The organism is Aliicoccus persicus (genome assembly GCF_900110815.1).
In the GTDB taxonomy this organism is placed as follows: Bacteria; Bacillota; Bacilli; order Staphylococcales; family Salinicoccaceae; genus Aliicoccus; species Aliicoccus persicus.
On the sequence record NZ_FOIT01000003.1, the window covers coordinates 234,384 to 249,429 of the forward strand.

Sequence of the window (15,046 nt, forward strand, 5' to 3'; positions counted from 1 at the left end):
AACGCAAATCAATCTGCGTGTCAGTGAGCAAGTTTCATTGGAACGCAAATCAATTTGCGTGTCCGTGAGCTACTCTCATTGGAATGCAAATCAATCTGCGTGTCAGTGAGCTACTCTCATTGGAACGCAAATCCATCTGCGTGTCCTTGACAAGGGGTCCACTTTAATTTGCGTGTCCGTGAAGCTCTCTCATAGTCCCAATAGAGTACTACATTATAGAATTTATTGTGCTTCGTGCTTACTCGGACTTAAAAATCATCGTGAGTAAGCACAGTTCGAGATTTCGTGCTTACTCGGGCTTAAAAATTATCGTGAGTGAGCATGGTGAGATCTTTGCCTGCTACTTCAGACGGAAAATTGCCGGTGAAGTAGCACCCCATAACTTTATTAGAAATTTCGGGTAGGGGAATTAAGTACGCTTGCCAATTCGAGAGAGAAAAATGCTCTGAATTGGCATATTTTGAAGTTTCCTGCCAATTCAGGAGAGAAAAGTCCGTTGAATTGGCAGTTATTGTGATTTCCTGCTAATTCAGACGAATAAATCAGAGTGAATCGGCAGCCCGAGATATTCATCGCTACTTCGGAATAGAATAACCTCGCGAAATAGTGACTTTTTAAGATTATCGCTACTTCAAGCCAAAAATGTCGGGCGAAGTAGCGATTCCCGCCATAATCCCACCTAATCCATCTCAAATCCACCCAAACAAAAAGGACCCCTAACCTAATTAGGGGTCCCACGCCAATCCACATCCAAATCCAAAATTCAATTATAATTATTTCTCTAATTTAAATGACTCTAATACTTTCCACTCGCCATCGTCTTCACGCTGGCATAAAGTGAGCGCGTCGATTGTTTCAGTGTGCTCGATTCCGACCATCTTTAATGTTGAGTAGACATCATCGTGCTCTTGCACAGATGAGAATTTTTGTCCGATTGTAAGATGTGGTACGAATGGGTGCTTGTTCACACCATAGAAATCACCATCGTTAAGCGCATCGTACAATGCGACAATTTCGTCGTTTTTATTCACTTTGAAATAGATGACGTGGCTTGTTGGTTCAAAACTAGATACTTTCTTAATTACCACTTCAACTGGTGAATGATTTTTTGCAACATCTTTTACGTATTCGATTACTTTGTCTTTATCTGCTGGATCGATCTCGAATTCATCTTTAATAGTAATGTGCGGTGGGATCAACGCGAAGTGCGCATCATATCGCATACGGTACTCGTTTACTTTATCTTGAAGTTCCTTTGATGGAAATAAAACAATCCCTAAATTCATCAGTATTCCCCCTATGTTGTGAATAATCAATACAATTATAGCAAATATAAACAATCTTTGGTAGCTGTAAAAATTTTCACACTGTTATTACACATCACTATTCAAAGTAATATTGCAATATTGTCGATATTTCTGGCTTCCACGTTTTCCATATGTGACCGCCATCCATCTCGACATATTCATATTCACAACCCTCGCCGGACAAGTAGTCATTGAGTGCACGATTCGGCGTTAGGAAATCGGCTTGATTGCCCATGATAGTCGTGAAGTCTTCTTCTTCGAGCCCAATCGTATGGTATAAGTTCAAATTAATAAGCATCGGCTGCGCTTCAAATTTCTCAATGAAGGCATCATCAACAAATGGGCTGAATGCTGCTGCTTGTGAGAATGTCGTCGGATATTGCAGCGCAACACTGTAGGCCATTGAACCCGCGAGTGACTCACCGAACAACAAGCGTGCTGTACCCGTACGCAATGTTGCGAAATTCTTATCCACCCAATTTATAAAGTCCGTCGCGACAAATTGTACGAACTGCTTATGCTTGTCCCCGTTAGGCGAGAAGTAACGGTTGCGCCACTCGACGCTTGGATATGGAATCCCCACGATAATGCAGCGTTCGATTTCGCCAACCTCATATAATTTTTCATATTGACGCTCGATCTGTCCATATTTAAAGAAATCTTGTGAATCAAATGTGATGATTACTTTATGCTTATACAAATCTGAGTAATTTTTCGGTAAATAGTACTGGACCTCAAATGTTTCATCTAACCCCGAAACAGTTGAAGTGACGGTAGCGTCATGAACTTTACCTGGTGTTTTATCGATCATAAGTATAGCTCCTTAAACTTCATTTTAAACATACCAATGCGTCAATCCGAAGAAAGATTGACGCATCAGACATATGTTGTTAATTCTATTTTAGTAGTGTTTCAAGTAATTTTCAATTTCCCACGGTGTAATTTGTGCACTATAGCTATTCCATTCAGCGAGTTTGTTCTTTCTGAACTGCTCGTAAATGTGCACACCAAGTGCATCCTGCATTACCTCGTCTTCATCGAGTGCCTTAAGTGCTGTATATAATGTCGTCGGTAAATCTTCAATGTCACGAGATTTTAAATGTGATTGACTCATCTCATATAGATTTTCATTCACCGGTGACATCAAGTCCATTTTATTTTTTATACCATCTAATCCTGCTTTCAAAATCACAGCAGTTGCTAAATAAGGATTCGCAGACGGATCGAGTGAACGCACTTCAGCACGTGTGCCTGCACCGCGTGTTGCTGGAATTCTTAATAACGGTGTACGGTTCATACCACTCCAAGCGATAAACCTCGGCGCTTCAAATCCGGATTGTAATCGTTTATATGAGTTCACAAGTGGGTTACATACAGCAGTAAATCCACGTGCATGTTCTAAAATACCCGCCATAAAGTGGCGCATCTCATCGCTCAAGCCTTCTTCATCATCTGGATTGTGGAATACATTCACACCATCTTTGAAGAGAGATACGTTGTAGTGCATGCCGCTACCTGGTTTTTTGTGTAATGGTTTCGGCATAAACGTCACATGCAAGCCATATTTTTTAGAGACGACACGTGCGACGTGTTTAAATGTTTGAATATAGTCACTTGCTGTTACGGCATCTTGATATTTAAAACTGATTTCGTGTTGTGACGGGCCAACTTCATGGTGGAACATTTCAATTTCAAAGCCCATTTCGGCAAGCGTCTTTGCGATTTCTCGTCGACAAGCACTGCTTGTATCTGAAGCATCTAAATCGAAATATCCGCTCGTATCATTGACATTTAAAGTGACATCGTTGTTTGAATCGAGTTTTAACAAGAAGAATTCTGGTTCAGGTCCCACACTAAACTGATCATAGCCCATCTCTTCCATCTCTTTAAGCACACGTTTTAAATTTGAACGCGGGTCACCTTCAAACGGTGCGCCATCGATCGTGTAAATATCACATATTAAACGCGCCATTTTATCTTCACCTTCGAACCAAGGCAAGATTTTCCACGTCGCAAAGTCTGGCTTTAAGAACATGTCAGACTCTTCAACTTCAACAAATCCTTCGATTGAAGAACCATCAAACATGATTTCACCATCCAGCGCTTTTTCTAACTGCTCAACCGGCAATTCTAAACTCTTGATTGAACCGAGCACATCCGTGAATTGTAGGCGCAAAAATGAAACTTCTTCTTCTATTGCAATCTTAAGAATATCTTCTTTACGATATTCACTCATTTTACTAATCTCTCCCAATGTACAGTGATACATATATTTTAACCAAAAATAGGGAATTTCAAACATTTTTCGAAGGTATAATATAATAATGTGTGTAGTCAGTCGTGTTAAGTGATAATATAATAATGATATATTGTTTTTCTAGAACGAGAGAGGGATTATATGGCACATAGAGTATGGTTTCAAACTGGGATCGCTGTCATTCTGACATTGATCATCATTTGGCTGATCATGCAAGTCGGCGTGATCTTCCAGCCAATCGGTACAATTATTACAACTGTATTTATACCCATACTAATCGGTGGACTGTTTTTCTATATTACCGAGCCGATTAAACGCTTCTTTGAGCGGCGGGGATTAAATCGAATCGTCAGTATTTTAACAGTATTTATTATCATCATAATCGTCGTGGCAATCTTCATGACATTGCTCGTGCCGGTTATTTCAGATCAGATTCGTACCTTGATCGAAATGTGGCCGAGGCTACAGCGAGATTTCTTAGAGTTATTGGATATTGTATTGCTGTATCAGGATGACTTACCATTTGATCTATCACAGATGCTTGACCAAGGATTGGAGCAAGTGACATCTCTATTCAGTGGACTTGCTGGGAATATATTCTCTATTCTTTCAGGCACTGTCAGCGTGCTATTAACAATCGTGTTAATCCCATTCTTCTATTTCTTCATGATGAAGGACCACGAGCGTTTAGTGCCAGCATTATTGTCACCGTTCGACGGAACATTCAAACAGTTTTTAAGTGAATTATTGCACGACATCGATAAGACGCTACGCGCTTTTATTCAAGGGCAATTATTAGTCAGTACGATCTTAGCGATTTTACTTTTTATCGGTTACTCAATCATTGGATTAGAGTATGCACTATTGCTTGCGATGCTCGCATTGTTATTGAACATCATCCCTTTCATTGGTCCGTGGATGGCATTCATACCCGCAGCTATTTTAGCAACGATTCAAGATCCATGGATGTTGGTCTGGGTATCAATCATTACACTTGTTGCTCAGCAAGCTGAAAGTAACTTAATCACACCGAACGTTATGGGGCAATCGTTGCAATTACATCCTTTGACAGTCATTACAGTCGTGCTTGCTGCCGGAAATATCGGTGGTTTTATCGGCATGTTAATCGCAATTCCAACATACGCAATTATCAAAGTTGTTGTCATTAACATTTGGAGATACCGCACAGACTTTACGCAAGCATTCTTAAGAAAAACTGAGTAAGACCAAAGCAATAAGGTTATGGGAATTATAGGAGGCGCACCGATGAAAAAAGTGACGAAAGCAATCATCCCAGCAGCAGGGCTAGGGACGCGATTTTTACCGGCAACAAAAGCGATGCCGAAGGAAATGTTGCCTGTGTTAGACAAACCGACGATTCAATATATTGTTGAAGAGGCGGTACAGGCAGGGATTACAGACATCATTATTGTAACTGGTAAGCATAAGCGAGCTATTGAAGATCATTTTGATCATCAGCGTGAATTGGAAGAAAATTTAAAGATGAAAGGCAAGTATGATGAGTTAACAGCAGTGGAACACTCAACGAATTTAGCCAATATTTTTTACGTGAGACAGAAGTCACCAAAAGGTTTAGGACATGCCGTACAAGCAGCCAAACAATTTATTGGTGATGATCCATGTGCAATTTTGCTTGGTGATGATATCCTCGAAGGTAAGGATGGTACTTCGTGTATCGGGCAAATTATTGAACAGTACGAAAAGACGGAGAGTAGCGTCATCGGGGTACAGACCGTTGCAGAGCAAGACGTCCATCGCTACGGTATCGTAGAGTTTGATGAGAAATCAGATGATTTATATTCGGTTTCAAACATGTTCGAAAAACCTGATCCAACAGAGACGGATTCGCGACTCGCAATCATGGGACGCTACGTACTCACACCGGAAATTTTTGACGAACTCGATAAAGGCATCATCGGTGCAGGTGGAGAAATCCAACTGACTGATGCGATCCTTGCGATGAAAAACGATGGTAGTAAAGTGTATGCTTATGATTTTAAAGGCGAGCGTTTTGATGTCGGTCACAAGCGCGGATTTGTAAAAGCAAACATCGAATTTGCACTGCGCTCAGATGAAATGCGTGATGAAATTTTATCGTTTATGAAAGAAAAATTAGCAGAATATAATGAATAATCGTTTGGCCCACCTTGAGTTCTAGGTGCGGCCACTTTATTTCATAATAGATGTAGAGGTGGAAAATTTTGAAAGTAAGTGAACTATTAAACCTAATAAAAATCAAAGAAACATATGGTACATTTCCAGAAAACGTGCATAACATTACGCAAGATTCACGTGAAGTAGATGAACACTCTGTCTTTGTTGCTGTAAAAGGTTTACGTGTCGATGGTCATGATTTTATAGACAGTGCAATTGAGGCAGGATGTCGCATGATCGTAGCGAGCAAGTTTGTAGAAACGCCAGAACATGTGGGATTAATTGTCGTCCGTAACAGTGAAAAAGCAGCTGCAAAGTTCTCGGAATATATTTATGATTTTCCACATAAAAATTATTACATGATTGGGGTAACTGGTACGAACGGTAAGACGACGGTCTCGACGATGATTCATCACTTGAGCCGTGCGCTCGGTAAAAATAGTGCATACCTTGGCACGAACGGGTTTTTAATCAATGAGACTCGGCAGGAGAGTTTGAATACGACACCAGAGACAACGCGCCTTCATAAACGTTTAGTAGACGCTCGAGAGGCAAATAGCGATGTATTCACGATGGAGGTTTCTTCCCATGCCTTACAGATTGGTCGTTCGTTAGGTATCGAATACGACATTACGATCTTCACAAACTTGACGCAAGATCACTTAGATTTTCATAAGACGATGGATGCGTACGGGTTTTCAAAAGGATTGCTGTTCTCTCAAATGGGACAGGATGTTAAGAAAGAGAAATATGCGATATTAAACGATGATGACCCTTGGAGTAATATATATGAAAATATGACGGCGCATGAAGTGGTGACGTATGGCATGAGTGACCGTGCAGATTTTTATCCGACAAATATTAACGGTTCACTTGCTGGATTTTCATTTACATTGAATACGCCGGAAGGTGCGTTTGAAGTAGAGTCACCTTACATTGGAGAATTTAATATACAAAACTTAATGTGTGCAATTATCAGCGAATGGCTACAAGGGTTCTCATTAGAAAACATCGTTCAAGCCATTCCTAAAATGTCACCGGTTGAGGGCAGACTAGAAGTGCTGGATCCTAGATTACCGGTAGATATCATCATCGATTTTGCACACACACCGGATGCACTGTCTAAAATATTTGATACGGTTGAACCGTTTGTAAGAGGCAAGCTAATATTCTTGGTCGGCATGACGGGTGAGCGTGACTATTCAAAAGGACGTGAGATGGGAGAGATTACTTCTCGTGCGGATGTCGCGATTTACACGCCGGACAATCCAGCAAACGATGACCCACAAATGCTTGTGGACTTGCTTGTCGAAGGTGCGACGCACGATAACTACTATGGGTTTGTCGACCGTGCAGAAGGCATTCGTAAAGCGGTGGAACTGTCAAATCCTGGTGATACGATTGTGCTCGCATGTAAGGGACGAGAGCCATATCAAATTGTGGAAAACTACATCAAAGCACCGCACCGCGATGATTTGATTGCACTTGAATCGGCATATGAAAAGTATGGAAAAACCGAAATATAACTGATATAATCACGAATGTAAATTTTTGAATAGATTGGACAAATAAAGCATGAGTATTGAACAAGAAGTAAAAAAACGCAGAACATTCGGGATCATTTCTCACCCGGATGCTGGTAAAACAACATTAACTGAAAAATTATTATTGTTCGGTGGTGCGATTCGCTCTGCCGGGACAGTAAAAGGGAAAAAGACGGGTAAATTTGCGACCTCTGACTGGATGAAAGTTGAGCAAGAGCGTGGTATCTCCGTGACGAGTTCGGTGATGCAGTTTGATTTTGATGGATTTAAAATCAATATATTAGACACGCCGGGACACGAAGATTTCTCTGAAGATACGTATCGTACATTGATGGCGGTAGACTCCGCTGTCATGGTCATCGATGCAGCGAAGGGCATTGAGCCACAGACACTGAAGCTGTTTAAAGTATGTCGTATGCGTGGCATTCCCATTTTCACGTTCATCAATAAGCTCGACCGCGTTGGTAAAGAGCCGTTTGAATTATTAGAAGAAATTGAGGAAACGCTTGATATTGAAACATATCCGATGACGTGGCCGATTGGTATGGGACCGTCGTTCTTTGGCATTATCAATCGCAAAGATAAGACGATTAATCCATTTAAAGAGGATGAATTGCTTCAGTTAAATGACGACTATAGTCTTGAGTCCCCGCATCCAATCGAAGCGGATTCAGCATTTCAAAATGCACTTGAGGAATTCATGCTTGTTGAAGAAGCGGGTGATGAATTTGACGCAGATAAAATTGCAACTGGCGATTTAACACCAGTATTTTTCGGCTCTGCGCTCTCAACATTTGGTATCGAAGAATTTTTAGACACGTATGTCGATTTTGCACCATCACCGATGCCGCGAAATACAACGGAGGAGAGTAAAGTCGCTCCAACCGATGAGGCGTTTCGTGGTTTTATTTTCAAAATCCAAGCGAATATGGATCCAAGGCATAGAGACCGCATTGCATTTTTACGTGTCGTCAGTGGAAAATTTGAGCGGGGCATGGACACGACGCTTGCACGCACATCGAAAAAACATAAAATTACACGTGCTACGATGTTCATGGCAGACGATAAAGAGACCGTAAACGAGGCATATGCAGGTGATATTATCGGGTTGTACGATACTGGTAACTTCCAAATCGGTGATACGCTATATGGGCAAAATGGTAAAGTGACTTTCGAGGCACTGCCACAATTTACACCTGAGTTGTTTATGAAAGTCAGTGCAAAAAACGTCATGAAACAAAAGCATTTCTATAAAGGCATTGAGCAGCTCGTACAAGAAGGTGCTATTCAATACTACAAGACTGTGCATACGAATCAGCCGATTTTAGGTGCTGTCGGTCAGTTGCAGTTTGAAGTATTTGAGCATCGTATGAAGCATGAATATAATACGGATATTATTATGGAACCGATAGGTAAGAAGATTGCACGTTGGGTCGAGAATCAAGATGATATTAAAGATGCGATGAGTACGAGTCGCTCGAATTTAGTGCTCGATCGATATGATAATAAAGTGTTCTTATTTGAGAATGAGTTTGCAACGCGATGGTTCAGTGAGAAATATCCGGAAATCAAGTTGTACAATTTATTGTAGGCGAATTAAGAAAAATTACTTTACAAGTTACTAATAACCATGTAGTATGAATTTGTTGATAATTTAATAGAGCTCTCAAGAAGGGGAGTAACGAGTAGGCGACGCCTATTAAATACATCGTCATGACGGAATTTTAATTCCCGGTGTATTTTAGCAACTAACATTGTATCGTGAGACCTTCGCCTATAGATCTTGATCTATTTGGCGAGGGTCTCTTTTATATTGTCTCAAACAATTGAATTGGAGGATTACAATGGATACAGCTATTTTAATGGAATACCTATGGGTACTCGTTGTTTTAATTGCATTAGAAGGTTTGCTTGCCGCAGATAATGCAGTCGTACTCGCAGTACTCGTTAAGCACTTAGACAAGAAAGAGCGTGCGAAAGCATTGTTCTACGGACTACTCGGTGCATTTGTATTTAGACTCATTGCAATATTCTTACTCGTTTGGCTCGTTCAATGGTGGTATGTACAGGCGATTGGTGGACTATACTTAATCTATATCTCGGTCAACCACTTCGTGCAGATGCGAAAGAACAATGGCAAGGATGTCAAACCGAAAAAGCAATCTGGTTTCTGGATGACGGTGTTAAAAGTAGAGATCGCAGACATTGCATTTGCGATTGACTCAATTTTAGCAGCAGCAGCAATCGCGTTAACATTACCTGAAGTGGGTGGAGACTTCTTCGGCGTCAACGCAGGTCAGTATACGGTGATGTTTATCGGTGGTTTAATCGGTGTAATTATTATGAGATTCTTTGCACGTTTCTTTGTCGAAGTACTGAATAAGAAACCAGGTCTTGAGATGGCAGCATTTATAATCGTCGCATGGGTCGGGGTAAAACTACTCGTATTAACGATGGCACACGAAGATATCGGATGGATTCCACACGAATTCCCACACTCAACTGAGTGGAAAGTCATATTCTGGTCAGTCATGGTAATCGTTGTCCTTTGGGGTATTTTCACGAAACAGAACAAAAAGTTGTCACAAGTTGAGCAATAATTTTCGTTTTTTAATGTAAATTGTTAGTAATAATTTTAGTAACTTTATAAAATGACACTATCCTATACTTAATGGAAGGTGAAAATTATGGAATTAAATTTTAGAACAATGATGCTAAATGTCATAATGTCTGTCGTCATGATACTTGGACTTTTATCGGCAACTGTGACGAATGATACAGCACAAGCACAAACAACAGAAATGAATCCGACGATGGAAGCAATTGCGTCCGCGAAGCCATATGTCGTATCAGTTGTTAACTTACAACAAGCACAGCAAAACATATTTGCACAAAATCAAATGGAACCGAGCGACCCAGTACCAGCCGGAACAGGTAGTGGTGTCGTCTACAAATTAGAAAATGATTACGCGTATATCGTAACGAACCATCACGTCATTGAAGGTGCACAAGAAGTGACTGTGACATCTGAAGCTGGAGACACGTATGATGCAGAAGTATTAGGTTCAGACATTTGGACAGACTTAGCAGTATTGCGCGTTGAAGCAGGTAATTTCGATGGTTATATCGAGTTTGCCAACAGTGACGATCTTGTCGTTGGTGAAACAGCAATTGCAATCGGTTCACCACTTGGTGAAGTATTCTCAGGTTCAGTTGCTAAAGGGATAGTTTCAGGGTTAGACCGTACGGTACCTGTGAACTTATCTGGCTACGGCACACCGGACTGGGAAGCGAACGTTATTCAAACAGATGCTGCAATTAACCCAGGTAACTCAGGGGGAGCACTCATCAATGAAAATGGTGAACTCATCGGAATTAACTCGATGAAAATCAGCATTTCTAACGTCGAAGGGATGGGCTTTGCAATTCCTTCAAATGAAGTAGAGAAAATCGCGGAGCAGCTCGAAGAACACGGTGAAGTCATCCGTCCATACATGGGTGTTTACATGCAAGACGTGCGTCAATATCCACAGATGACACTCGTTAATGAATTGAACTTACCAGAAGATGTATACAGTGGAGTCATTGTATCGCAAGTTGAACCCGGCTCACCAGCCGATCAAGCAGGACTTGCAGGCTACGACGTAATCGTCGCGCTTGATGGCGAACCAGTAGAGTCACTGATGGAATTACGTCAGTACTTGTATTATGAAAAATCAGTTGGCGACACGATGGAAGTCGAATTTTATCGTAATGGTGAATTGATGACTGTCGAGATGACATTAGAGTAATTGAAATGTAAAAATGCTTCTCCTATGAAGGAGGAGCATTTTTTATTAAAAAAGCACCTCACAAATGAATGTGAGGTGCTCCAATTAATCTTCTATGATTTCATAATTTTTGTGGTTTACTACTGTTTTTTCAAACATTTCATGTTCGTTGAAATTTTCATTGATCGTTAAGTCCACAATAACAGAGTTATCATTTACTTTTTCGACTTTTCCAATCATGTCTCTAAATGCAACAATATCTCCAACTTTTACAAGAATCTCCTGTTCCTCTTCAGCCACGTTATAACCCCCAATGTCTTCACAATGTAGGTATTATACTACAAAACGATTACATTTTCCACTGTTGAGGGTAAACACGTTATCTCAGATGACTCAATTTCTTACGAATATTTTGCTGATAAAACTTCACCGTCGAACGACTTTTGCCAATCCGCTGCCCAATTTCTTGTTGTGTGTAGCCGCGCAGCATCATCTGAACACATCGGTATTCTACATCGTTCAAAATCAATTTGGCATCGTGTAGCCACAAAGAGACGTCATTGCTCGTATCATCGACACCATCTAGCATCGATTCGTCACCAGTTACTTCAAGCTTTAACTTTCCGCGACGCCTGATTTCATCAATGAGACGATTGCGAATCAAACCATAAATTAAACTCGCTTCGACGAGTTTATCATCTACATCGCTCTTCTTTAGTCCTTCATAAACAGCGAGCCTTCCAATCTGTGCAAAATCATCCATGTCTACGCTTATTCCAAGCTTATGAATCCAACTGTACACCATGCGTTCATACTGCATCACACGATCACTCATCACCATTACGTTGTCCTTCTCGTCGACGCTATCATTTCCGGATAAGCAAATGATAAAATACGTGAGGACAATATTCAGACGGATAACTAATCAAATCAGGTAATAATACTAACTTATGTTAACAAATGTTAAATTATAAAACGCATATTGTTAAATAACTTTACTTTATTATATAATAGAAGCACTTATACTTTGTGAGGTAAACCCATTGACGAAGGCTGCACTCAATCACAACGTGCTCTATATCGAGCCCATTTCCCACCCCGAGTTTCTCTGCCATGTCGTGTTTGCAAAAGGTCGAACGTTACCAATGAAAACTGCTGCTGAACATCACATTGATCACGTATTAATTGAGTGTTTTGGTGCCTCCATTGCATCGAGAAAATTAAATGTTAAACGCGCACATAATATTAAAAGACTCGTGCCAATCATCATTGATGACACACATGATTTTGTTATGTTTCCCCTCCATTCATGTAAGTACAACAACGCTATTTGGCTAAACCTCAGACATGTCATGAAGTTTATCCCAACAGAAAGTGGTACGATGATAACATTTCGTACAGGTGATACGATGCACACACATATTGATACTAGAGTGTGTGAAAATCAATACCGACGTGCTTTAGAAGTGTTGGATTATTTTAAAAAATTCAAACATCTGAATATATCCTATACAATAGAATGAAAGAAAGGGGTGAAAGACATGCGCATACTCGTCGTGGGCGGCATTTATAAGTCGCAGCGTAAAACAATCGATGGTGGCTATACAATTGCAAAAATTTTAGGCACATATTCAAATGCAAAAATAGATTATGTGACACAATTTTCATCAAATGAACAAGCTTTGACACGTCGAATTAAACAGCGACTCGACACATTGGGTGTCAACTATATGGATGCATCATCGGTTTCAATGGATTACGGTGAAATGGATGCGTATGTCATGAATCCCGGTAGCAATGCCTATTCACTCAATAGGCTTCGGAAAAATATTAGAGGATATTCATGTGTTATTGTATCGACAGATATCGATGAAATGAGTGTAAAACAAATTTTAGCAAAAGCACAGAACAGCGGTATTCCGAGTATCGTCTTCACTCGTGGAGAATTTGAAGTTAGTGAAACACAGTCGCGCGAAGTGATTGAATTAACTGAAGGGTCATATGAATTAGCAGAACAAGATATTAGAGATGTGCTTGAAGCGAGTGGTTACATCGGTGAGACTGTGGTAGAGCCGCTGTCTCAAACAGAGATTATAATCAATAAAATCAAATCGATTTATGTCGTACCACGACTGTTCATCACAGGTGTTCTCGTACTTATCTTATTTCTGTCGACGATGGCATTGCTCAATTATTTTAGTGAACGCGGGGAGTATCCGACGCATGTGAATTGGAATCAATCAATCGACCATCCGAACTGCGACACTGTAGAAACATGTGCGCAATATGGAGATGATTTAATTGATGAAATTGAAGACCATATCAACTTGCTTGCAGATCCCTATGTATTTCATGAAAATCGTACGAATACGAACTTTATTACATACGATATTGTAGACGGCCAACCCGTTGATGCCGTACATCACAATGACTTGCCATTTGGTGATGAAGAAAGATTTTTATCGATTTGGGAGATGTATGATGCAATCGTACCTGCAGCTTATGATGGTGCGGTTGATCGATTCAGACTATTCTCAGATGGGGAAGGGAGCCGGGTAGCCTACGTTTCAATCAGTCCGACCGATACGCTCCTCGCAGTCGATATACGTGATACAAATAATCGCTCACAGCTCTACCGAACATTAATACATGAATTCGCCCATGTGTACTCGTTACCAATTTCAGACTTTACATGTGCGTCGACTGATATGTCTTGTATTAAAGATGATGCAATGTTAAGTGAATATATGGAGCGATTTTGGACACATTACGATGAGAATTGGTATGATAATACTAACAAGCCGATGCCTCAGCGCGAGGCATTTTATAACACTAACTTTTCCGATTTTTACATACCGTATCAAGCGACAAATGTGAAGGAAGACTTTGCTGTGACATTCGTGCAGTTTATCATCCGTCCAGCACCAGTAAATCCGGTACAGCTGAAAGATATCAAAGTCCATTCACTGTACGAGCGTGAAGAACTCGTGTTGATGCGGCTGGAAATGTTAGAAAATATATTAGCATTAGAGGAGTCAGAATCATGAATTTAAAAGTGAAGATAAAAACCGGCGATTTATCAATCGTTTACATCGACGTCCCAGATTCAATTACATTAGATGAATTGGTGAAAGAACTTGTCAGAGAAGGGCATGTTGCCGCAGAATTCTCAGAAGCATTTCCACAAGACGAAGCTTTAAATAGCTTGTTTGACCGTTCAGGACAATTAATAGTCGCAGCAAATGGCATCGAATTGACGTTGACGAAAAAACGCGGCGGTCAAAAAGTTGAGAATATCGCATCGAAATTAAACTACCAAATATTTTTACCAACGATACAGCTCTACCGTGAGTTAGTCGACAATGGTAATGTGAAATTTGGCACAACATTTTTCGTGCAGATGGACAAATCGACATACTTGGTGCGACACAACAAGAATGATGTAGAGTTATTTGATTTCAAAAAATCATTTGATGCATTGAATGATGGTGAGAAAAAAGTGCCAGCACGCGCAGTCGTCCATTTTAAAACACGTGACGAATTAAGCATGTCAGAGATGGCGTTTATCCGCAGTATTTCGTTCCCAGTGAAGGAGCGTAAAAACCCAGTTTTGGAAGTGGGGACGTTAACTCAGGCAGAGATCGACTGGATGACAGATATTTTAGATAAGGTGACACAAGTGATCAAGCACTTTGACCAGCACAATACAGAAATCAATCGTTCAGACGAAGACTTTCCGACATACGTCTTCCAAAAGGGCAAGCCAACAATCGGATTTGTTAAGCAAGCCCAACTCGTTAAGATCTCAGCGGCTGGGAAGAAGTAAGTAGTGGCTGTTAGTTCGTGTTTTTCCGCTCGTAGACGTGTTTAAATCGATTTTCGTGACTGTGAGTAAGTTTCATTGAAATGCAAATCCGTTTGCGCGTCAGTGAGCAAGCCTCATTGGAACGCAAATCAATCTGCGTGTCAGTGAGCAAGCTTCATTGGAACGCA

At 40.6% G+C, this 15,046-nt stretch carries 14 protein-coding genes; 9 read left to right on the forward strand and 5 right to left on the reverse strand.

The window, feature by feature from the left end; genetic code table 11:
• Positions 1-773: 773 nt before the first annotated feature.
• From BMW30_RS06515 to glnA, 3 genes are all read right to left on the reverse strand, one after another.
• The gene (locus BMW30_RS06515; protein WP_091475045.1) at positions 774-1,286 is read right to left on the reverse strand and encodes a 2'-5' RNA ligase family protein; all 513 of its coding nucleotides are present in this window, start codon (positions 1,284-1,286) and stop codon (positions 774-776) included.
• Between the two features lie 97 nt (positions 1,287-1,383).
• Entirely contained in the window at positions 1,384-2,118 is a 735-nt protein-coding gene (locus BMW30_RS06520) for an alpha/beta hydrolase (protein WP_245705644.1), read from the reverse strand.
• 90 nt (positions 2,119-2,208) lie between these two features.
• On the reverse strand, positions 2,209-3,543 hold the full coding sequence (gene glnA / locus BMW30_RS06525; RefSeq protein WP_091475046.1) for a type I glutamate--ammonia ligase: 1,335 nt from the start codon (positions 3,541-3,543) through the stop codon (positions 2,209-2,211).
• Between the two features lie 162 nt (positions 3,544-3,705).
• Between glnA and BMW30_RS06530 the strand changes: the two genes are divergently transcribed.
• From BMW30_RS06530 to BMW30_RS06555, 6 genes are all read left to right on the forward strand, one after another.
• Positions 3,706-4,788 carry an AI-2E family transporter gene (locus BMW30_RS06530; protein WP_091475048.1) on the forward strand — a complete coding sequence of 361 codons (1,083 nt, stop codon included), beginning with the start codon at positions 3,706-3,708 and terminating at the stop codon, positions 4,786-4,788.
• Positions 4,789-4,830: 42 nt separating this feature from the next.
• Positions 4,831-5,718, forward strand: a complete 888-nt coding sequence (gene galU / locus BMW30_RS06535) for a UTP--glucose-1-phosphate uridylyltransferase GalU (RefSeq protein WP_091475050.1) — start codon at positions 4,831-4,833, stop codon at positions 5,716-5,718.
• Positions 5,719-5,786: 68 nt separating this feature from the next.
• Entirely contained in the window at positions 5,787-7,265 is a 1,479-nt protein-coding gene (locus tag BMW30_RS06540) for a UDP-N-acetylmuramoyl-L-alanyl-D-glutamate--2,6-diaminopimelate ligase (RefSeq protein WP_091475051.1), read from the forward strand.
• Between the two features lie 49 nt (positions 7,266-7,314).
• Entirely contained in the window at positions 7,315-8,874 is a 1,560-nt protein-coding gene (locus tag BMW30_RS06545) for a peptide chain release factor 3 (protein ID WP_091475053.1), read from the forward strand.
• 253 nt (positions 8,875-9,127) lie between these two features.
• Entirely contained in the window at positions 9,128-9,883 is a 756-nt protein-coding gene (locus BMW30_RS06550) for a TerC family protein (RefSeq protein ID WP_091475054.1), read from the forward strand.
• Between the two features lie 87 nt (positions 9,884-9,970).
• Positions 9,971-11,074, forward strand: coding sequence for a S1C family serine protease (locus tag BMW30_RS06555; protein WP_091475056.1), 1,104 nt, complete (start codon positions 9,971-9,973; stop codon positions 11,072-11,074).
• A gap of 84 nt (positions 11,075-11,158) precedes the next feature.
• Here BMW30_RS06555 and BMW30_RS06560 read toward each other — a convergent pair whose 3' ends face one another.
• Positions 11,159-11,332: a YkvS family protein gene (locus BMW30_RS06560; protein WP_281242149.1), complete on the reverse strand. Its 174-nt coding sequence runs from the start codon at positions 11,330-11,332 to the stop codon at positions 11,159-11,161.
• Between the two features lie 100 nt (positions 11,333-11,432).
• Positions 11,433-11,888 (reverse strand): sigma-70 family RNA polymerase sigma factor, encoded by a 456-nt coding sequence (locus BMW30_RS06565; RefSeq protein ID WP_180366243.1) that lies wholly within the window; start codon positions 11,886-11,888, stop codon positions 11,433-11,435.
• 208 nt (positions 11,889-12,096) lie between these two features.
• On the opposite strand from BMW30_RS06565, the gene BMW30_RS06570 reads away from it, so the two are divergent.
• The 3 genes from BMW30_RS06570 to BMW30_RS06580 are packed head-to-tail and all read left to right on the forward strand — an operon-like array spanning position 12,097 to position 14,879.
• A complete protein-coding gene (locus BMW30_RS06570) occupies positions 12,097-12,576 on the forward strand; it encodes a competence protein ComK (protein ID WP_180366244.1) in 480 nt (159 codons plus the stop codon).
• 18 nt (positions 12,577-12,594) lie between these two features.
• The gene (locus BMW30_RS06575; RefSeq protein WP_091475062.1) at positions 12,595-14,100 is read left to right on the forward strand and encodes a hypothetical protein; all 1,506 of its coding nucleotides are present in this window, start codon (positions 12,595-12,597) and stop codon (positions 14,098-14,100) included.
• Complete coding sequence (locus tag BMW30_RS06580; protein ID WP_091475064.1) at positions 14,097-14,879, forward strand: hypothetical protein; 783 nt, start codon at positions 14,097-14,099, stop codon at positions 14,877-14,879. The genes BMW30_RS06575 and BMW30_RS06580 overlap by 4 nt, the downstream gene beginning before the upstream one ends.
• The last annotated feature ends 167 nt before the right edge of the window (positions 14,880-15,046 follow it).